Source organism: Ruegeria sp. H9, assembly GCF_056532915.1.
In genome coordinates, this window is the sequence record NZ_JBQFNX010000002.1 from 39046 (window position 1) to 59017 (window position 19972).

Here is a 19972-nt window from a genome sequence, read left to right on the forward strand (position 1 = left end):
CGTCTGGCCGGTCTCAGGTCCGGCAGGTCCGGCGCGCGCACGCGCCGGACAATTGGACGGAGGGCTTAGTTGGTTACGACCGAGCCGTCTGTGTTGTATGTAGCGATACCTTCGCCAAACCATTTGACCAGCATCTCGTTGAGCGTGCCGTCTGCCTTCATGGAAGAAATCGCGTCATCGAACTTGCCGCGCAGTTCTGCGTCGCTCTCGCGCAAGCCCATGCCGATGCCACCGCCCAGCGGGACAAGATCGCCGACAAAGACCAGCTCGCCACCGGATTCCTCAACAATCGGGACCAGGAAGTCATAGTCAGCCAGCACAGCATCCGCTTCGCCATTGCGTACGGCGGCGATGGTTTCTTCGGGGGTGGCGAATTCGACCAGAGTCGCGCCGGATTCAGCAACGTGACCGGCCTGAATGGTTGCGGTCTGTGCAGCGACGATGCCACCTTTCGTGTCAGCGCCATCTGAAGCAGCTACGTAAGCTGAGGCGGTCGGCGGGTAGTAGTTCTGGGTAAAGTCGATGACCTCATCGCGTTCGTCAGTGATCGACATGCCGGCGATGATGGTATCGTAGTTGCCCGAAACCAGGTTCGGAATAATCGAATCCCAGTCATTCTTGACCCATTCGCACTCCAGACCGGCGCGCTTGCACAGCTCGTCACCGACTTCACGCTCGAAGCCGTCGATCTCACCAGCATCATTGATGAAGTTGTACGGAGGGTAGGCGCCCTCGGTGCCCATGCGCACAGTTTCGGCCATTGCGATACCGGCGGTCAACGCCAGCGCTGCGGTGGTCAGAATCAGGTTTTTCATGAGTTACTCCCCTTTATTGGTTCTGTCCGTTGGTTAAGCCGCCTGAGTGGCGGAGAGAAAGCCCTGAAGCCGTTCGGATTCAGGGGCAGTGAAAATGTCTTCGGCTGAACCCTCTTCTTCGATCAGGCCTTGATGCAGGAACACAACGTGGCTGGAGATATCCGCAGCCATCTTCATGTCATGAGTCACGATGATCATGGTGCGGCCTTCTGCGGCCAGATCCTTGATCACTTTGATCACTTCCTGTTCCAGTTCGGGATCGAGCGCTGAGGTCGGTTCGTCAAACAGCAGCGCCTGAGGTTCCATGCACAGCCCACGTGCGATTGCGGCGCGTTGTTGCTGTCCGCCCGATAGTTGCGCCGGATAGACGTCGCATTTGTCGCCGATGCCGACCTTTTCCAGATATTTGCGCGCGCTGTCTTCGACCTCGGCCTTGTCGCGGCCCATGACAGTGACCGGAGCCTCCATCACATTCTGCAGGATGGTCATATGGGCCCACAGATTGAACTGCTGGAACACCATCGACAGATTTGTGCGGATGCGCAGCACCTGCTTGGGATCGGCGGGACGGCGATGATTGTGGCTGCCAGTCCAACGGACTGGCTCGCCTTTGAACAGAATCTCGCCCTCTTGGCTGTCTTCCAACAGATTGCAGCAGCGCAGCAGGGTAGACTTCCCCGAGCCGGATGATCCGATCAGCGACACGACGTCGCCGCGATGCGCGGTGATGTCCACGCCCTTGAGCACCTCGAGTTGGCCAAAGCTTTTGTGCAGGTTCTTGATCTCAATGACGGGAGCGGCGTCTGTCACGGGCAGTCCAGATATGATTGGTGTTGGTGCGGTAATAGGGCTGAAAAATCGGGCTAATGCAATGCGCAATTGACAAGTTCACGCAGCGAAATTGCCAAATCGGGCGGTCGCGCTGTCTAAACTGTCAGTTTGTTGGGCGCATTCTGTGACTCGATGCACCATTATCGACAGGTCAGCCAGATCAATCTCTAGATTGCGGCCCAGAGATTCAGGTCACAGGATTCCGGATCAATCGAGGTGATCCTAAGCGAAACCGAATTTATTGAGCTGGCTTGATCCAATCACCAAAACTGTTTGAATTTGGGAATAATTCGTTTTGAGTTAAAGATTGAAATATACGAATTCAATTCACGTAAGGGGCTTCTTGTGATCGCGCTATTATTTGCATTGTTCGCCGGCACGATGGTGCTGGCATACTTTAAGCTGGTCAGAATTTCATACGCATTGTTCATGCTGACGCTTTTGGCGAGTGCCTACTGGCTGAAGTTTCACGCCACGACCCCCTTAACGATTCAACTGTGAGGTCGTCCAATGTCACCTGAATTTGCTCGTAACATGAATGCGATTGGTGCACTGGCGGTTTGCCTGGTTCTGGTGCTTGCCTTCTACTTTCAGCTTGTCCTTTACGAACTGCCCTGTCCGTTATGTTTGCTCCAACGCGTGGGATTCGTGGCCGTTGGGTTCGGGCTTGCTCTGAACCTGTTATGGGGTACGCGCGCCAGAAACTATGGCATCGTGCTGGTGGCAGCGATATTTGGGATCAGCGTTTCGATCCGCCAGATCCTGCTGCATATCGTGCCCGGAACAGGGCACTACGGCTCCCCGGTTCTGGGCCTACACTTCTATACCTGGGCGGGAGTCGCGTTTGGTTTGATCATCCTTGGCACCGCAATCATGCTGGTATTCGAGAAGCAGTATGATCTTGCGTCGGACGTTCGGGCAACCGAACGCTTCGGAGGAAGTACATTGGCCAAAACAGCGTTTTTCCTGATTTTGGCATTGGCCGTCGCGAACGCTGGTTCGGCGCTTTTGGAGTGTGGGCCTGGCATCTGTGACGATCCACCGACGGACTACAAGTTTCTGAATGAGCTTGAAGGCAGCGATTCATAGCGCTGACAACGCCCAAAGGCTTGCCGGTTGATCAGACCTTCGCCGCCTTTTGTCTTGCAAGCGCCGAATCCACATCGCTCACGCCGAGCAGGCTGACGACAAGGCGTAGCAGAGAATCCTCTTCACCGCTGCGGTGCCCATCCGCCAGTGCGACCGACCACATGGCCTGCACAACGGCCAGGCGGTCGTCATAGGCGATGGCCTCTTTGATGGCGCGAGTAAAGCGGACGGTGTCGGGCGCCTCGGCCTCAAGGTCTTCGGCGCGGGCGCGCAGGGCTGCGGCCTCAAATGGCGACAGGCCGTAGCGTTCGGCCGAGATGCGGTCGATTCGGGCCATTTCGGTATCGGCATAGTCGTTGTCGGACCGAGCGATACGCACCAACAGGGCGGTGAGGGCCAGACGGGCATCATCTTCGACAAGCGGGTCGGGCTGCGGCTGCGTGAGCCGGGACAGGAAATCACTGAACATAAGCGTTTATATAGAGATAGCCTAGGTCGCTTCCAAGCGGCTTTGTATCCGCTCGCGTGCCGCTTTGCTGTCGTTGAAGCTGAGGCCCATGGCAATGCGGGCTTCTTCGACGATCTTGACCTCGCCCTCGTCCGAGTTGCCATCGGCCAGCACGACCTCCCACAGGGCGTCAAGCGCGGCCAAGCGTTCCTGAAGATCGGTGGTTTCGCGGATCAGTTTGCCGAATGTATCTGTTTCCGGAGCAGCTGCGTGCAATTTTTCGCAGGTGGCGCGGACCTTGGCGGCCTCGATCGCATTGTGCTGGTAAAGTCGCGCAAGAATGCGGTCGATCAGGCTGATCTCTTCCAGCTTATAGTCGCGGTCGGCCTGCGCGACACGTACCAGCAATGCCCCCAGGGCCAGTTCGGCATCAGGATCGGGCAGTTTGTCATGTTGCGGCGGCCGAAAAGCCTGGAAGAATTTTTTCAACATATCGGCAGGATATTCCGTAATTCGAGGCGCGCCAAGCGGTGCTAGCCCTCATAGCCCTGAATAATCACAAGATCGCCGGTCGAAACCGGATCGCGCAAGGCCTTGGCGGCTTGATAGGCATCGCTTTCATAGCAGGCCAGCGCCTGTTCATAGCTGGGAAATTCTATGACAACGGTGCGGGCGCGAGCCTTGCCTTCGGGCTCGCTCCTCTCGCCGCCGCGTACAAGAAACTTGGCCCCGTAATCGGCGAATGGGGCCGCATTGGCAGCAATGTAAGATTTGTAGGTTTCAATGTCGTCTACATCGACATGGGCAACCCAGTATCCTTTGGCCACAAGGTGTCCTCCGCTGGTATCGGATGCAAGGTGCGGAGGAACAGGTTGAAATGCAATCCCCTAAAAGTGGATCATCCACCGGATTGCAACGCGGCGCGTGCTGAATCCTGTAACCAAGCGGTCATTTGCCGATAGGGAACCGGGCCATAGCTGATCCGGGCCACGCCGAGTTTCGCCAGCGTCGGCGTGTCAGGCGTGCCGGGCAGGGCAATGATGTTGACCGGCAAGTCGGTGGCCGCGCAAAGCTGGCCGATCATGGATTCGTCTTTCAGGCCCGGCGCGAAGAACCCGCTGGCTCCGGCATCGGCGTAGGCTGCCGCGCGGGCCATGGCGTCATCCAGCATCGCTTGATCATGCGTGTCCGGAGCGGCTTTGAGGAAGATGTCAGTGCGGGCGTTGATGAAGGCGGGAACACCGGCCACGTCACAGCTTTCGCGCATCGCAGCGACACGCGCTGCCTGTGTTTCGATGTCATAAAGATCTTTAGTTCCAACGACCTGATCTTCGAAGTTAAAGCCGATTACTCCGGTTTCCAGCGCGCGTTTGACATTGGCCGATATGCCAAAAGTATCCTCGGCATAAGCGCCTTCGAGGTCCATGGTGACCGGTATATCAACCGCCTCGACAATGCGGCGAGCGTTGTCTAACGCCAACTCAAACGGGATGTTCTGGCCGTCCGAAAACCCCTGCGCCATCGCGACCGGAGCACTGCCAGTTGCCAGCGCTTTGGCCCCTGCATCGCGTACAGCGACGGCGCTGCCGGGGTCCCAAATGTTATAGAGGATGACCGGATCACCCTTCTTGTGCAGGGCGGCAAATGTTTCTGCTTGGGTAATCTGATCGGTCATGGCCGGTCTCCTGTCGCTGCTATGGCGGCAGTTAACCGTGCAAACCGCCGGCGCGTAAAGATATTTCGCGCCGACTGGTACAAATCTGTTATCAGCCCGTGATCAGACCAGACGCGAGGTGTCTTTCGCGGCGCGCACGAATTCGCGGAACAGGGGGTGCGGGTCGAAGGGTTTGGATTTCAGTTCCGGGTGATACTGAACACCAATAAACCATGGGTGATCCGACCATTCGACGATTTCCGGCAAACGCCCATCTGGCGACATGCCCGAGAAATTCAAGCCTGCCTTTTCCAGTTTGTCGCGGTACTTGATGTCGACCTCGTAGCGGTGACGGTGGCGTTCCTCAATCTGGGTGCCGCCATAGACTTCCGCGACCTTCGAGCCTTCGGCCAGAACCGCATCATAGGCGCCCAAACGCATGGTGCCGCCCTTGTCGTCTCCGACTTTGCGTTCGACCTTGTGGTTGCCCTGCACCCATTCTTTCAGGTGGTAAACAACGGGTTCAAAACGCTTTTTCCCGGCTTCATGGTCGAATTCTTCGGACCCGGCTTCGGTGATTCCCGCCGCGTTGCGTGCGGCTTCGATCACGGCCATCTGCATGCCCAGACAGATGCCCAGATAGGGCACTTTGTGTTCACGCGCATATTGAGCGGCCTTGATCTTGCCTTCTGTCCCACGCTCGCCAAAGCCGCCGGGGACCAGGATGGCGTGGAAGCCTTCCAGATGAGGTGCGGCGTCTTCGTTGTCAAACACCTCGGCATCGACCCACTCGATCTTGACGCGGACGCGGTTGGCCATGCCGCCATGGGTCAGGGCCTCGGCAATTGACTTATAGGCATCTTCAAGCTGGGTGTATTTGCCGACGATGGCTACTTTCACTTCGCCTTCGGCGTTGTGAATGCGGTCGCTGACGTCTTCCCATTTGGCCAGATCGGGCTTGGGGGCCGGGCTGATCTGGAATGCGTCCAGAACCGCCTGATCCAGACCTTCACGGTGATAGGCCAGCGGGGCGTCGTAGATGGTGCTGAGGTCTTGTGCGGCAATCACGCTGTCAGGGCGGACATTGCAGAAAAGGGCCAGCTTTTCGCGTTCTTTGGTTGGAATCGGTCCCTCGGACCGGCAGACCAGAATGTCGGGGGCTAGACCGATCGAGCGCAACTCTTTCACCGAATGCTGGGTTGGCTTGGTTTTCAACTCGCCCGAGGCTTTGATATAGGGCAGCAACGTCAGGTGCATGAAGATACACTGACCGCGCGGCTTGTCCTGACTGAACTGGCGGATCGCTTCAAAGAAGGGCAGGCCCTCAATATCACCTACGGTGCCGCCGATTTCACAGAGCATGAAATCAACTTCATCCTCGCCAATCGCGATGAAATCCTTGATCTCATTCGTGACGTGCGGGATCACCTGAATGGTTTTGCCGAGGTAATCTCCACGGCGCTCTTTCTCCAGCACATTGGAATAAATCCGCCCCGAGCTTACCGAGTCGGTCTTACGTGCCGCCACACCGGTGAAGCGTTCGTAATGGCCAAGGTCCAGATCGGTTTCAGCGCCGTCATCGGTGACGAATACTTCGCCATGTTCGAAGGGCGACATGGTGCCCGGATCGACGTTTAGATAGGGGTCCAGCTTGCGCAGACGCACCGAATATCCCCGGGCCTGCAACAGCGATCCCAACGCCGCCGAAGCCAGTCCTTTGCCCAAGGACGAAACCACACCACCAGTGATGAAAATAAAACGCGCCATGTTTTTCGGCTGCTCCCGTGAGACGTCATTATTAGCTGCCCGGCGGTTCGAAAAAACCGCTGCATCACGGGACTTCACGTATAAAGGATTCGCGCACATAGCGCAAGAGAACCGCAAGATGCTGTTGCAGTTCCCTTATGATTTTCTAGGTTTTGTGGCTTAGTCGGCCGCCTGCGGGATCAGCGGAGCATTGTCGCCTTGCGCCGGCGGCAACAATTCATCTGCCGATGGGACTGCCGGAGCGCTTTCCTCAGCCGGGGCCGGGGCAGGCACGCCCAAACGGTCAATCACCGAGCTGCCAGAAGATTTCTGGGCCGCCAGAATCGTCAGCGTGATCGAGGTGACGATAAAGCACGCGGCCAGGATCCATGTCAGCTTGCCCAACGCCGTTGCTGCCGCGCGGCCCGTCATGGCCCCGCCGCCACCGCCACCCATCCCAAGGCCGCCGCCTTCGGAACGTTGCATCAGCACAACGACAATCAGGCCCAAGGCCAGAAGAAGGTGGATGATGAGAACGACGTTTTCCATGGTGGTCCTGTACAGCGTGGCGTGTATCGCGTGGTACTTATGCAAGTTTGCCAGCGGGGGCAAGTCACGAGTTGGCATCACGTGCGGTGATGTTTCATATCACACCAAAGAGACTGGACAGAGCGCTGTGCTGTCGCGCAGGCTGCGCCTCATGCCACATGATGATCACGACCACCCGCACGCCCTGTTGCCTCCCGAACCCGCGCTGCGCGTCAAAGCGCTTGAGACGATTCTGACCCGCAAGGGTCTGATTGATCCTGCAGCGCTGGATGAAATCATCGATACTTATCAGAACAAGATAGGGCCACAGAACGGCGCGCATGTTGTTGCAAAGGCTTGGAGTGATCCCGATTTCAAAGCCTCACTGCTGGCAGACGCCACATCAGTCGTGGCGGATCTGGGCTATTACGGTCGTCAGGGTGAGCATATGGTGGTCGTCGAGAACACGCCTGAACAGCACAACATGGTCGTCTGCACCTTGTGCAGCTGTTACCCGTGGCCGCTGCTAGGAATTCCACCCGGCTGGTACAAATCTGACGCCTACCGCGCCCGCGCCGTGCGAGAGCCGCGCAAGGTCCTGTCTGAGTTTGGTGTTACCTTGCCCGAAGGTACATCGGTTCGCGTCTGGGATTCGACGGCCGAAATTCGTTACCTCGTCCTGCCGATGCGCCCAGAGGGCACAGAAGGATTGAACGCGGACGAATTGGCGGCGCTGGTCACCCGCGACAGCATGATCGGCACTGGGCTACCCAAGGTGCCGTCATGACGCGCGTACATGATATGGGAGGGCGCTTTGGTGATGGTCCGGTGAACCCGGAACCCGAAGACGCGCCGGTGTTTGCCGAAGACTGGCACGGTAGGGCGCTGGCGGTAACGCTCGCTGCGGGGTTTCTGGGGCAATGGAACATCGATGTTTCACGCCACGCGCGTGAAAAACTGTCTCCTACGGACTACGCGCGGTTTTCTTACTATGAGAAATGGATGTCTGGTCTGGCTGATCTTCTGGTCGAAAAGGGTGTCCTGACGCTTGATGATTTGCGCGGTGTTGACGGGGATGGTGTTCATCCTCTGACTGAGCGTACCCTGAAGGCTGACGCCGTCGCAGGCGCTTTGGCCAAAGGTGGACCCGCAGATCGCCCGTCGAACGTCGAAGTTCGGTTTCAAGCCGGACAAGCAGTCCGAGCATTGGGCCAGAGCGCCAATCGACTGGTTGATGGCGGCCACACCCGGTTGCCGATCTATGCCGCGGGTGCAACGGGTCGCATCCTCAGGCTGCATGGCACTCATGTCCTGCCGGATTCCAACGCCCATGGGTTGGGTGAAGCCCCTGAGCCGCTCTACGCGGTCGTGTTTCCCGCCTCAGAACTTTGGGCAAACCCTGAGCACCCGGCGGATGAAGTCGTGCTGGACCTCTGGCAGTCTTATTTGGAGCCCGCATGAGCGATTGTATCACTCACTCAGCCCCCGAGCCGATTTTTGCCGAGCCCTGGCACGCGCAGGTTTTTGCGGTCACAGTGGCCTTGAACGAAGCGGGCCGGTTTGATTGGCCGGACTGGGCGGAACGGTTTTCCAATACTTTGAAACGGAACGGCCTCAAAAAAGATCTGGATGGTGGGGACGATTACTTTCACGCTTGGTTGGAGACCTTGGAGGCGCTGCTGGCTGAGCAGGGGGAAGCGCCCACTGATGATGTCCAGGATCTTCGCAATGCATGGGAAGAGGCTTACCTGACAACACCCCACGGTCATCCCGTACAATTGCGCTAAAAGCAGAGGGGGCGCTGCCCCCGCCGCCCGTCCGGGCGACTCCCCCGAGGTACTTTTGGCCAGATGAAGCAGGGGATCCGCTCTTCATCTGGCCAAAATCACCTCCACCGGAGGCATCGCGAGCGGCACGATTTGTATCTGCGGCGAAATATCGGTTTCCCTGCCGTCTGTGCCCGGCTATATGAGCCGGGTTTGAATATTCAGCGCAAAAGGACCGGATATGGCCAACGTGGTTGTTGTCGGCGCCCAGTGGGGCGACGAAGGAAAAGGCAAGATCGTCGACTGGCTCAGTGAGCGAGCGGATGTGATCGCGCGTTTTCAGGGTGGACATAATGCCGGGCACACGCTGGTCATTGAGGGTGAGGTTTACAAACTGCATGCGCTACCTTCGGGCGTGGTACGCGGTGGAAAGCTGAGCGTGATCGGTAATGGGGTCGTTCTGGACCCTTGGCACCTGATCAAAGAGATCGGTACCATCCGCGCGCAGGGTGTCGATATCACGCCCGAGACGCTGATGATTGCCGAGAATACCCCGCTGATCCTACCGTTCCATGGCGAGCTGGATCGTGCGCGCGAAAGCCAGAACTCGGTGGCCAAGATCGGCACGACCGGTCGCGGGATCGGTCCATGCTATGAAGACAAGGTTGGTCGGCGTGTAATCCGGGTGGCTGATCTGGCTGATGATGCGACGCTGGCGCTGCGGGTCGATCGGGCTCTGGTCCATCACAATGCGCTGCGCAATGGGCTGGGGTTGGAACCTATTGATCGTGACGCGTTGATTGCGCAGTTGAAAGAGATCGCGCCGCAGATTTTGCCTTTCGCAGCACCGGTGTGGAAGGTGCTGAACGAGAAGCGCAAGGCAGGCAAGCGAATCCTGTTCGAAGGCGCACAGGGTGCGCTGCTGGATATCGATTTCGGGACCTATCCGTTTGTGACATCGTCGAATGTAATTGCGGGCCAGGCCTCGACAGGCGTTGGGATTGGGCCGGGTTCGATCGACTTCGTTTTGGGCATCGTCAAGGCGTACACGACCCGCGTGGGCGAGGGGCCTTTCCCAACCGAATTAGACGACGAAGATGGCCAACGCCTGGGCGAACGGGGGCATGAGTTCGGTACCACGACGGGGCGCAAACGCCGTTGTGGTTGGTTCGATGCCTGTCTGGTACGCCAAACCTGCGCGACCAGCGGCGTGAACGGCATCTCCCTGACCAAACTGGATGTATTGGACGGGTTCGAGACGCTGAAAATTTGTGTCGGGTATGAGCTGGATGGCGATCGTCTGGACTATCTGCCGACCGCCGCCGACCAGCAAGCACGTTGCACGCCGATTTACGAAGAGATGCCGGGCTGGAGCGAATCCACCGAAGGCGCGCGCAGTTGGGCAGACTTGCCTGCGAACGCGATCAAATACGTGCGCCGCGTCGAGGAATTGATCGAATGTCCGGTCGCCCTTTTGTCCACCAGCCCGGAGCGGGAGGACACCATTCTGGTGACCGACCCGTTTGCAGATTGATGAGCAGAAACGACAAACCCGGCCTCAGCTATAAGGCACGTCGGCGGTGGTCATTGGTGCTGCTGCTGATCGGGCTCCCCATCTATATCGTTGCGGTTGTGACAATCGTGAACTGGCTGGATCGCCCGCCGATCTGGCTGGAACTTCTGGTATATGTCGCGCTTGGCATTGTCTGGGCGTTGCCGTTCAAATTTGTCTTCCGCGGGGTGGGCAAAGAGGACCCGGATCAAGATCAAAGCTAAGCCGCCCGATTGTCTTGGTGTCTTCTGCGTGGCACGATGTTTGCGACTTTCTTTCGCGGCAACCAGAGGCAGATAGGGCATGAAAAACCGGGTATTAGCGGCGGTTACCACAACATGTATCGCGAGCAGCGCTCAGGCCGATGATTGGCGCTATACCATTGCGCCTTATTTCTGGGGGCCGGAATTCAGAACCTCACTGGACGTGGGACCAAACCCGCCGGTGAACGGGGATACCTCGATCTTCGACATTCTGAAGGGTGCGTTCCTGATCGCTGGTCAGGCCCGAAATGGGCGTTGGACCATTGGTGGTGAATTCAATTATCTCAATTTGGGTGACGATGTCTCGGTCGGTCGGTTTGACGATGCAGCCAGTTGGGATCTTGAAGGCACGATGGTCTCACTGGCGGCCAGCTATGCGGTCTATCAGGATGATCGGTCACGGTTGGAAGCGTTGGCCGGGCTGCGCCATTGGGACCTGGATGTTTCGACCACCGTGCTGGATCGCACCTTCAGCACAGATCAAAGCTGGACCGACCCGTTGATCGGCGCACGCTATAACTACGCGCTGAATGACCGCTGGAGCCTCACAGCGATGGGCAATATCGGCGGCTTCGGTTATGGCTCGGAATTCCAGTGGGAAGCGCTGGTGCAGGCTAGTTGGAAGTGGCGTGAGAATATCAACGTTGCGGGCGGGTATCGCCATCTGGATGTTGAGTTTGAAGACGGGCGCGATGTGATTGATCTGATCCTGACCGGCCCTTACGTGGCGCTGGCGTTCAACTTCTGAACTTGACTGGCTTTTTGGCTGCCAGCCACGGAACGAAAAAGGGCCAGAGTTTCCTCTGGCCCAATTTTGTCTTGAGGGGGAATTGGGGGATCTTGGTGTCAGCCAGCGGCACGCTCGTCGTCGTTCGGGCGGAACCCGATTTGGGTTGAGGCGGCAAAACGGCCACCTCCGGCCTTTTCGATTTTGCCGTCCCGCAGCAACTGACCGAATGAGCGCAAGCTTTCTTCGCGGTTGAACGAGTCCTGCTTGAGCGAGCGAACTTTGTTCATCAGCTGTGGACGCGAGAACTGCTCCTGACCTTCGATGAAGGACAGATAAGCCGCGGCAGCTTCCAGCAGGTCGAGTAGTGATTGGGCACCCTGTTCTTGCGCAAAGGCTGCAAAACCACCTTCTTCATCTGCAGATTCCTCGTCCGCCGAGGTGACACGGCGCGGTGTCACCGGGCCGGTGTCAGCCGTTTCGGTATCCACCCGCTGTTCAGCCACCAGTTTCAATGGTGCGGCAGCATCCGGGGTGGGGCGTTCACTGGTGACCTCGATCTCGGGTCGGCGTGGATTGACGACCGAGGCCAGATCACCGCGATAATCATCCTCGGGGGTCTGAGATTTGTCTGCGCCATCTTCGCGGTCTGCTTCGGTTGCAGCAACGGCAGTGCGCAGGTGAGAATATGTTTCGCGCTGGCCGCTGGTGGCAGGATCATCCATATGGGCGCCCGCTTCGTCCATCAGGCGCGAGACGTCCTGATCCAGACCCGTCATATCGGGCAGCTCAGCCGTCGTGTTTGCCGCCAGCTCGGTTTCTACCAGCGCCATTTCGTCAAGCAGCAGCGCCTCATCCTCGGCCGAGATGACGCCATGGCTGAGGCCGGTAAGATCCGGTGATGTTTCATCTTCGTCGGTGTCGTCTTCGTCGGTGTCGTCCTGGCCATTCAGGATGTTTGACGGGCCTTCGTCTTCAGTTTCAGATTCGTCGTCGAGGTCCGAGAACAACACGTCCTTGTCCGTGACATCGGCCGACGGCTGTTCGGGCGCTTCGTCCTCGTCTTCAAGTTCGGCAGTGATCGCCGGTGAGATGATCGGGGCTGCTTCGACTTCGTCCTGCTCGTTGGTGGCAGGTGCGATAGGTTCTTCGTCCTGAACGGGCAGCTCAGCGATCGTTGCCATTTGCTCGGGTTCGGCAGGCTGTTCGACCTGCGGGGCCGTTGCCGGAGCGTCGTCCGTAGCAGTGTCTTCCAGATCGGCCGGGCTCAGCGCGCCGGACTCAAAAGCGGCAGAGATTGCATCGACCTTTGGCTTCACGGGCTGCAGATAGCTGACGTCTTCGTCTTCAGAGTATCCGGCAGGGGCAGCATCGGAATGCGAAACAACAGCCCGGATTCGCTGCAGCTTGGCTGCGATACTGTCAGCGGCGGGGGCATCTTCGGATTGCGGAGCAGACGGAGCAGGGGGAACAACATCCGCGACAGGCAGAACAGGTTCAGGTGTTGTGGCTGGCGCAATTGCAGCGGGGGTTGGTGCTGCAACCGGGGCGGCTTCCGTTGCGCGCAGCAACAGGCCGGTCTCGTTCTGGCTGGCTTCAACCTTCTGTGCGGCGTCCCGCTGTGCGATCCGGGTCAGCATCTCGGCGTCAGGCTGAGGAGGTTCCGATCCGAAGTATCGGTCATCCGCTGCAAGGTCCCGGAAATACTCGGCGATCGCCTTCATTGTTTCAAATGAATCGTCAAAGCCTTCGAGGGTGCACGAGAAGGTGCCGTATGAAACGGTGAGTACCTTGTTGTTCTGTACCATCAGACGCATGTCCTTTACAAACTACCAGGTCGACTACCAGACACAGCAGGGGCAACCGACTCGAAACTCTAGCCATGAAGCTATCATTTTGTGGTTTCATTATGTCCAAAACTGGAAAATATGGTCAATCTTGTGGAAAATGGGGCAATTGTTCGCTCTGGCGGGCCAATCGGGCTGTTTGGTGGGGGCGAAATCTGTTCAGAGGATGTGAATCTGGTGCTAAATCGCGTCAATTCTGCCGTTGCGGCGGATGGCGGTGCGGCTGCGTTGATTGATTCGGGACGGATGCCGGACGCAGTGATCGGCGATTTGGACTCGATTACGGCAGAATATCGGGCCCGGATTCCCAAGGATCGGTTGTTCCGGATATCCGAGCAGAACAGCACCGATTTTGACAAGGCGCTGCGCAATATGGATGCGCCTGTGGTGCTGGCAGCAGGATTTCTGGGCGCGCGGGTGGATCATCAGTTGGCGGCGTTCAATACTCTGGTTCGGTTGCAGGATCGGCCTTGTGTCCTGTTGGGCGCACGAGAAATTGTCTTTCATGCGCCACCCAGGATCAGTCTGGAGCTCACAGCAGGAGACACGGTTTCATTGTTTCCGCTGCGGCGGGTGACCGGTCGCAGCGAGGGGCTGGAATGGCCGATTGATGATCTGGTGCTAGAACCGGACGGGCAGGTCGGAACCTCAAACCGAGCGCTAGGAGCGCTAACGCTTGAGGTCGATGGACCCGGGTTGCTGACGATCCTGCCGCGCGCGGCGTTGGATCAGGTCATGCAGGCGTTTCAGTCGGGCCGGACCGAGCGTTGGCCCGCTCGTGCAGGATAACGTAGAGCCCAGCCGCGATTGTGATGCCGATGCCTAGCGCGGCCAGCCCGTTTGGCAGATCGTGGAAGATCAGCCAGCCAATCAGGGTGGCGACCGGAATCTCTAGATATTGCATCGGGGCCAAAGTCGCAGACGGCGCATAGCGCAGAGACCATGTCATCAGCAGATGCGCCACGGTGCCCAGCACACCGATCCCCAGTAGCAGCCAGAGCGTCTCGCCCGTGGGCATCGTCAGGGACATTGCTGGCAGGCCGATCTTGGAACCCAGCAGGACAATCGGCAGCAAAAAGGCGGTTGCCATGGCCCCCGATACAGCCTGCAGCGCAACCGGGTCTGTTTCCTTGGCGATCTGCCGCGTAACCAGCATGAACAGGGCGAAGACCACCGCCACGATCAGGGGCAGCAAGGCGGGCGCGCCGACCTCTGCAAAGCTGGGTTGGATGACCAGCAAGGTGCCGATGAATCCCACGACACAGGCGACCAGACGTCGGGGGCCGACCTGTTCGCCCAGAACGTATTTGCCCAAAAGCAGCATGATGAAGGGCATTACAAAGGCGATGGCCACGGTATCGGCCAGCGGCATATATTGCAGCGCTGTGAACATCGCAGCGATCCCAATGATGTGCAGAAGGGTGCGGATCATCGTCAGGCGCAAAACGCGCGGCGTCATCTTCCATGGCTTGCCGGTCATCGCGATCAGTGGGATCAAGATCATCGCCTGAACAGCAAACCGCACCAGTACCAGCAGTCCCAAAGCTGTGGTTTCACCCAACAGCTTTGCCATCCCGTCACCCAGCGGTGCGAGCACGCAAAAACCGAGCATCAATATGATGCCGAGAACGGGGCGATCCTGAGTCATGTGCGCGACGCTAGCGGTTTCGCGGCAGAGGGGGAAGCACTGATCTCAGGCGTCGGGCAGGGGTTGGACTTTGGTGTAATCCGGGCCGATGCAGGTGGGCAGGCCGTCACCAAGCTGCAGCCAGCTAAGCTTTTCCTCGTGCGCGACATGCAAGGTCGGGCTGAGTACTTCGGGATTTTCCAGTGTTGCGACGTAGAGATGCATCACATCCGACATCACCATCGACCGGAAGGATATCGGTGTGCCGCAATGGGGACAAAAGCTGCGCTCGACCCCGGGGGAGGAGTTGAAGCGTTTCGGTTCTTCCCCGGTCCAGCGCCAATTGCCATCGCGCACGCCGAAATAGGTGGTCATCGGAGCGGCGCATTGGCGACGGCAGCTGTCGCAATGGCAGGTGACACAGGACAGAACCGGAGGGTCAACCTCGTATCCAATCTTGCCGCACAGGCAATGTCCGTGCATGTCACCCCACTTGTTCTTGCTGTCAGATCAGCAGTTCGGCACGTTGACGGCCAACCCGCCCAAAGATGTTTCCTTGTATTTCTCGTGCATATCCTCGCCGGTCTGACGCATCGTTTCAATGGCTGCGTCCAATGGCATAAAGTGCTTGCCGTCGCCGCGAAGCGCCAGCGATGCGGCTGAGACGGCCTTGATCGCACCCAGGCCGTTGCGCTCGATACAAGGCACCTGCACAAGACCCGCAACCGGATCGCAGGTCATGCCAAGGTGATGTTCCAACGCGATCTCGGCGGCGTTCTCAACCTGCTCAGGCGTACCGCCCATCACGGCGCACATGCCTGCCGCAGCCATGGCTGACGCGCTGCCAACCTCGGCCTGACAGCCCGCTTCAGCGCCCGAGATCGAAGCGTTGAACTTGACCAGACCACCGATGGCGGCGGCGGTCAGCAGGAAATCCTCGATATGGCTTTCGGACGCGCCGGGCACGTGATCGAGGTAATAGCGCAGAACTGATGGCAGCACGCCTGCCGCGCCATTTGTGGGGGCGGTGACAACTTGCCCACCGGCTGCGTTTTCCTCGTTCACGGCCATGGCGTAGACGCTCATCCAGTCGTTGATCGTATGCGGGGCATTCAGGTTCATGCCGCGTTCCGCCAGCAGGGCATCGTGAATGCCTTTGGCGCGGCGGCGCACGCTGAGACCACCGGGCAGGATGCCATCCGTTTTTAGCCCACGCTCGATGCAGTCATTCATGACCTGCCAAAGACGCGCGGTGCCTTTGGCAAAGCTATCCGCGCAACCGCGCGCGATCTCATTTTCGCGCTTCATCTGAGCGATGCTTTTACCGTTGTCTTTGGCCATTTGCAGCATTTCGGCGGCGGATTTGAACGGGAAGGGCACAGGCGCACCTTCGTCAGTTGCCTTGCCTTCGGCCAATTCCTCTTCCGTAAGAACAAATCCTCCACCGATGGAGTAGTAGACCTGACGCAGGATGACATCGCCTTGTGCGTCAGTGGCCATCAGGATCATACCATTGGCATGACCGGGCAGATTGTTGTCGTAGTCGAAGATCAGATCGGCTTTGGGATCAAAGCTCAGCGTCGGCAGGCCTTCGGGTGTCACCGTATGGGATTCTGCGATAGCTGCCAGTGTGGCTTCGGCCTTGTCGTTGTCATAGGTGTCAGGCACAAACCCGGCGAGGCCCAGAATGGTAGCGCGGTCGGTGGCGTGGCCGACGCCGGTAAAGGCCAGCGAGCCGTGCAACGAGCCGCGCAGGCCCGAAAACTCGAACGGTGAGGCGCGCATCAGGTCAAGGAATCGTGCGGCGGCCACCATCGGACCCATGGTGTGGGAAGAAGATGGGCCGATGCCCACCTTGAACATATCGAAGACAGAGAGAAACATATCAGGTAGCTGAGCCTTCTGGAGGGTTGGCGTAGGTCGGCGAGGTGAAGGGAGTGACCCCCAGCCCCTCGGCGGCAATAGCTGCGCGGGTCGACGGGTTTGATTCTAGCTGCATCAGGATTTTTTGCAGATAAGGCGTGTCGGCGAGTTGATACCAGCTGCGGTCCGCCTTAGCGGGATAAAGCGCCATCCAGCGCATCATGCAGGCGACATATATCGTCAGGACTGAAGGGTGATCAGCACTGAACCAGTCGGGCGCTTTTTGGGCTTGAGCATCCAGCAGATTCAGGTGCTGCCGCAGCCGCGGGTGGATGCCGGAGCGTAGTGTATCGGCTTGATCTGCCGCGATGTATTTTTCGGCATAGAACAGGATTCGCAGATCGGCATGCAGGGTATTCGAGGCGAAGAACAGCCACTTCAGGAATGCCGCCCGATCAGGGCTGACCTGTGTCGGGGCTAATTGCCCATGCGTATCAGCCAGCCACAGCAGGATTGCGGCGGTCTCGAAGATCGGACCCTGGGGCGTCTCCAGCACCGGGATCAGCCCGTTCGGATTCAACGCCCGATACGCCGCACTATTCTGTGCATCACGGGCGCGATCGACCAGTATGGTCTCATAGGGTAGGCCCATCTCTTCCAGCGCCAGTCGGATCACCAGCGAGGCGTTGTCGGGGGCGTAGTGCAGGCGGTATGGCGATTCCATGGCGACTATCTAGGGGGTCTGGCGATCACAATAGAGGCTGATTGCGACGTTTCCTATCGGAAACGCGTATTTCAGCGACATGTTAGCACAGGTATGGCGTGTTTTGCCTCTCGCAGTTGCGCGGGGCATTCCGTATAAGTCTGGCAGTATTCTTGGGGGAAGCTGCCATGACCAGAGACTTGTCGCCCATCGACAAAGCGAAATACGTTGCTGCCTGTCGCGCCGCCGATCTTGTTCAGGACGGGATGCGTGTGGGATTGGGGACAGGCTCGACCGCCGCATGGTTGGTGCGCCGCCTGGGTGAACGGGTGCGCGATGGAGGGTTGAAAATCAAGGGCGTTCCGACATCGACCGCGACGGCGCAATTGGCGCGGGAAGAAGGGATCGAGGTCGTCTCGCTGGATCAGGCCGGCTGGTTGGACCTGACAATCGACGGCGCGGATGAGTTTGATGGCGAGTTCAACCTGATCAAGGGCGGTGGTGCTGCGCTGTTGCAGGAAAAGATTGTGGCCACAGCCAGCGATCAGATGGTGGTGATCGCGGATGCAGGCAAAGAGGTTGAGACGCTGGGCGCATTCCCTCTGCCGATTGAGGTGATCCCGTTCGGCTGGCAGACCACCCGCACCCTGATTGAAGAAGCGCTGGACACAATGGATGTGCTGGGCACCTCGGTCACTTTGCGCATGAACGGTGAGGCGCCCAAGGTTACAGATGAGGGCAATCACATTCTGGACCTGCATCTCAAGCGGATCGGCAATGCCCGCCAATTGGCACTGGTAATGAATCAGATCCCTGGTGTGGTCGAAAATGGGCTGTTCATTGATATTTGCGACAAGGTTGTCATTGGTTATGGCGATGGCCGGGTCGAATTGCGTGATATCAATGAGGGTACAGTCCTGACCGATATGCTGGGTGACGGTGGGGACAACCTGTTTTCCGATCTGGCGGACTAAAGATCAGGCAAGTAGCGCGATAAACTGCAGAAGAAAAATCATTATTTCCCGCGCCAGGGGTTGGCAGTTCAGGATTTGCGCCCAGATATCCAGTGAATTTTGGCCACGCGGAATAAAAGGAACTCGTACATGAGCTTTGACTATGATCTGTTCGTCATCGGAGGCGGCTCGGGCGGAGTTCGCGCGGCACGGGTGGCGGCGGGTGAAAACGGCGCCAAGGTGGCTCTGGCGGAAGAGGATCGTTACGGCGGAACCTGCGTGATCCGTGGCTGTGTACCCAAGAAGCTGATGGTTTTCGCTAGCGAGTTCGCGGATACGGTCGGGGACGCGCAGGCTTATGGCTGGGACATGCAGCCGGGTGCGTTCAACTGGAACACTTTCAAAGTTAAGCTGCACGCAGAGCTCGATCGGTTGGAAGGTATCTACCGCAATATCCTGAAGAACAATGGTGTCGAGAGTTTCGACCAGCGCGCCCATGTCGTTGATCCGCATACGGTGGAACTGGCTGATGGTACCCGCAAGACAGCCAAGCATATTCTTGTCGCAACCGGCGGTCGTCCGGTTGTACCCGAGTTCCCCGGATCTGATCTTGCGATCACCTCGAATGAGATTTTCCACCTGGAGGAACTGCCCGAATCCATGCTGATCGTTGGCGGTGGATATATCGCCTGTGAATTTGCCGGGATCATGAATGGGATGGGGGTCAAAACGACTCAGTTCTATCGCGGGGCGCAGATTCTGCGGGGCTTTGATGATGAGGCGCGCGGGCTGATCAGTGAAGAGATGTGCCAGAACGGGATCGACCTGCATCTGGGTACCAACGTGCTTGAGATGAAAAAGCAAGGCGACAAAATCTGGGTGAAGGCCACAAATGGCTCCGAGCAGCTATTCGACGTTGTGATGTATGCCACGGGTCGCGCGCCGAATGCGGATGATCTGGGGCTTGAGGCTTTGGGCGTCGCGCGCGGTCGCAAGGGTGAGATCATCGTGGATGAGTACAGCCAGACCGGCGTGCCCTCGATCTTTGCCATTGGCGATGTAACGGATCGGGTGAACCTGACCCCTGTGGCGATCCGCGAAGGCATGGCCTTTGTCGAGACCGTCTTTAAAGGCAACCCAACGCCCGTTGATCACGAACTGATCCCGACCGCGATCTTTACCCAGCCGGAAATGGGTACTGTGGGCCTCAGCGAGGAAGCGGCTGCGGAACAGGAACCGATTGAGGTTTATGCGACCTCATTCAAGCCCATGCAGAAGGCGTTTGCCGGAGGCACACAGCGCGTGCTGATGAAGCTGATCGTGTCGCAAGAGACGCGGAAAATACTCGGCTGTCACATCGTTGCGCCGGGCGCGGGTGAGATGATCCAACTTGCCGGAATTGCCGTAAAGATGGGTGCCACCAAAGAAGATTTCGACCGTACGGTTGCAGTTCATCCGGTGATGGCCGAAGAACTGGTGACAATGCGGCAACCTGTGCGCACGGCTTGATTTGCAAGCGCGCGCACACACGTTACAAGGGAACCCGTGATCACACGGTCC

The 19972-nt window shown here is 58.3% G+C and carries 24 protein-coding genes; 11 read left to right on the forward strand and 13 right to left on the reverse strand.

Features of this window, described 5'->3' with window-relative positions; genetic code table 11:
* Positions 1-65: 65 nt before the first annotated feature.
* Both ACR0CZ_RS08755 and ACR0CZ_RS08760 read right to left on the reverse strand, forming a co-directional pair.
* The gene (locus ACR0CZ_RS08755) at positions 66-815 is read right to left on the reverse strand and encodes a transporter substrate-binding domain-containing protein (protein WP_170393598.1); all 750 of its coding nucleotides are present in this window, start codon (positions 813-815) and stop codon (positions 66-68) included.
* Between the two features lie 33 nt (positions 816-848).
* Positions 849-1625: an ABC transporter ATP-binding protein gene (locus ACR0CZ_RS08760; RefSeq protein WP_170393596.1), complete on the reverse strand. Its 777-nt coding sequence runs from the start codon at positions 1623-1625 to the stop codon at positions 849-851.
* A 366-nt stretch (positions 1626-1991) separates the two neighbouring features.
* Between ACR0CZ_RS08760 and ACR0CZ_RS08765 the strand changes: the two genes are divergently transcribed.
* Positions 1992-2147 (forward strand): DUF5993 family protein, encoded by a 156-nt coding sequence (locus ACR0CZ_RS08765; protein WP_480503125.1) that lies wholly within the window; start codon positions 1992-1994, stop codon positions 2145-2147.
* Positions 2148-2156: 9 nt separating this feature from the next.
* Entirely contained in the window at positions 2157-2735 is a 579-nt protein-coding gene (locus tag ACR0CZ_RS08770; RefSeq protein ID WP_170393594.1) for a disulfide bond formation protein B, read from the forward strand.
* Positions 2736-2766: 31 nt separating this feature from the next.
* Here ACR0CZ_RS08770 and ACR0CZ_RS08775 read toward each other — a convergent pair whose 3' ends face one another.
* The 6 genes from ACR0CZ_RS08775 to secG all read right to left on the reverse strand — a co-directional run bounded on the left by ACR0CZ_RS08775 (position 2767) and on the right by secG (position 7132).
* Entirely contained in the window at positions 2767-3204 is a 438-nt protein-coding gene (locus tag ACR0CZ_RS08775) for a tellurite resistance TerB family protein (RefSeq protein ID WP_170393592.1), read from the reverse strand.
* Positions 3205-3225: 21 nt separating this feature from the next.
* Positions 3226-3675: a tellurite resistance TerB family protein gene (locus ACR0CZ_RS08780; RefSeq protein WP_170393590.1), complete on the reverse strand. Its 450-nt coding sequence runs from the start codon at positions 3673-3675 to the stop codon at positions 3226-3228.
* Positions 3676-3716: 41 nt separating this feature from the next.
* Positions 3717-4010: a DUF1330 domain-containing protein gene (locus ACR0CZ_RS08785; RefSeq protein WP_170393588.1), complete on the reverse strand. Its 294-nt coding sequence runs from the start codon at positions 4008-4010 to the stop codon at positions 3717-3719.
* A 71-nt stretch (positions 4011-4081) separates the two neighbouring features.
* Positions 4082-4858, reverse strand: a complete 777-nt coding sequence (locus ACR0CZ_RS08790) for an isocitrate lyase/PEP mutase family protein (RefSeq protein WP_170393586.1) — start codon at positions 4856-4858, stop codon at positions 4082-4084.
* Between the two features lie 102 nt (positions 4859-4960).
* Complete coding sequence (locus ACR0CZ_RS08795) at positions 4961-6604, reverse strand: CTP synthase (protein ID WP_170393584.1); 1644 nt, start codon at positions 6602-6604, stop codon at positions 4961-4963.
* Positions 6605-6763: 159 nt separating this feature from the next.
* Entirely contained in the window at positions 6764-7132 is a 369-nt protein-coding gene (gene secG / locus ACR0CZ_RS08800; protein WP_010439184.1) for a preprotein translocase subunit SecG, read from the reverse strand.
* A gap of 151 nt (positions 7133-7283) precedes the next feature.
* Between secG and nthA the strand changes: the two genes are divergently transcribed.
* The 6 genes from nthA (at position 7284) to ACR0CZ_RS08830 (ending at position 11440) form a co-directional block, all read left to right on the forward strand.
* On the forward strand, positions 7284-7898 hold the full coding sequence (nthA, locus tag ACR0CZ_RS08805; RefSeq protein ID WP_170511094.1) for a nitrile hydratase subunit alpha: 615 nt from the start codon (positions 7284-7286) through the stop codon (positions 7896-7898).
* Positions 7895-8572, forward strand: a complete 678-nt coding sequence (nthB, locus tag ACR0CZ_RS08810; protein ID WP_170731853.1) for a nitrile hydratase subunit beta — start codon at positions 7895-7897, stop codon at positions 8570-8572. The genes nthA and nthB overlap by 4 nt, the downstream gene beginning before the upstream one ends.
* Positions 8569-8898: a nitrile hydratase accessory protein gene (locus ACR0CZ_RS08815; protein ID WP_170510675.1), complete on the forward strand. Its 330-nt coding sequence runs from the start codon at positions 8569-8571 to the stop codon at positions 8896-8898. Before nthB ends, ACR0CZ_RS08815 begins: the two co-directional genes overlap by 4 nt.
* A gap of 220 nt (positions 8899-9118) precedes the next feature.
* Positions 9119-10411: an adenylosuccinate synthase gene (locus ACR0CZ_RS08820; RefSeq protein WP_170393577.1), complete on the forward strand. Its 1293-nt coding sequence runs from the start codon at positions 9119-9121 to the stop codon at positions 10409-10411.
* The gene (locus ACR0CZ_RS08825) at positions 10411-10653 is read left to right on the forward strand and encodes a DUF2842 domain-containing protein (RefSeq protein ID WP_170731856.1); all 243 of its coding nucleotides are present in this window, start codon (positions 10411-10413) and stop codon (positions 10651-10653) included. The genes ACR0CZ_RS08820 and ACR0CZ_RS08825 overlap by 1 nt, the downstream gene beginning before the upstream one ends.
* A gap of 79 nt (positions 10654-10732) precedes the next feature.
* Entirely contained in the window at positions 10733-11440 is a 708-nt protein-coding gene (locus tag ACR0CZ_RS08830) for a YfaZ family protein (RefSeq protein WP_170404917.1), read from the forward strand.
* A gap of 98 nt (positions 11441-11538) precedes the next feature.
* Here the strand turns inward: ACR0CZ_RS08830 and ACR0CZ_RS08835 are convergent, their stop codons facing one another.
* On the reverse strand, positions 11539-13227 hold the full coding sequence (locus tag ACR0CZ_RS08835) for a hypothetical protein (protein ID WP_170465529.1): 1689 nt from the start codon (positions 13225-13227) through the stop codon (positions 11539-11541).
* Positions 13228-13347: 120 nt separating this feature from the next.
* On the opposite strand from ACR0CZ_RS08835, the gene ACR0CZ_RS08840 reads away from it, so the two are divergent.
* Complete coding sequence (locus tag ACR0CZ_RS08840; RefSeq protein WP_170393570.1) at positions 13348-14055, forward strand: thiamine diphosphokinase; 708 nt, start codon at positions 13348-13350, stop codon at positions 14053-14055.
* Here the strand turns inward: ACR0CZ_RS08840 and ACR0CZ_RS08845 are convergent.
* The 4 genes from ACR0CZ_RS08845 to ACR0CZ_RS08860 are packed head-to-tail and all read right to left on the reverse strand — an operon-like array spanning position 14000 to position 17480.
* Positions 14000-14914 (reverse strand): DMT family transporter, encoded by a 915-nt coding sequence (locus ACR0CZ_RS08845; protein ID WP_170393568.1) that lies wholly within the window; start codon positions 14912-14914, stop codon positions 14000-14002. The genes ACR0CZ_RS08840 and ACR0CZ_RS08845 overlap by 56 nt on opposite strands.
* Before the next feature lie 45 nt (positions 14915-14959).
* Positions 14960-15376, reverse strand: a complete 417-nt coding sequence (locus tag ACR0CZ_RS08850; RefSeq protein WP_170393566.1) for a GFA family protein — start codon at positions 15374-15376, stop codon at positions 14960-14962.
* A 27-nt stretch (positions 15377-15403) separates the two neighbouring features.
* A complete protein-coding gene (locus ACR0CZ_RS08855; protein ID WP_170393564.1) occupies positions 15404-16777 on the reverse strand; it encodes an L-serine ammonia-lyase in 1374 nt (457 codons plus the stop codon).
* Between the two features lies 1 nt (position 16778).
* Complete coding sequence (locus tag ACR0CZ_RS08860) at positions 16779-17480, reverse strand: glutathione S-transferase family protein (protein WP_170393562.1); 702 nt, start codon at positions 17478-17480, stop codon at positions 16779-16781.
* Positions 17481-17647: 167 nt separating this feature from the next.
* Between ACR0CZ_RS08860 and rpiA the strand changes: the two genes are divergently transcribed.
* Together rpiA and gor are read left to right on the forward strand one after the other, a co-directional pair.
* Entirely contained in the window at positions 17648-18433 is a 786-nt protein-coding gene (rpiA, locus tag ACR0CZ_RS08865; protein WP_170393560.1) for a ribose-5-phosphate isomerase RpiA, read from the forward strand.
* 129 nt (positions 18434-18562) lie between these two features.
* Positions 18563-19921: a glutathione-disulfide reductase gene (gor, locus tag ACR0CZ_RS08870; protein WP_170393558.1), complete on the forward strand. Its 1359-nt coding sequence runs from the start codon at positions 18563-18565 to the stop codon at positions 19919-19921.
* The last annotated feature ends 51 nt before the right edge of the window (positions 19922-19972 follow it).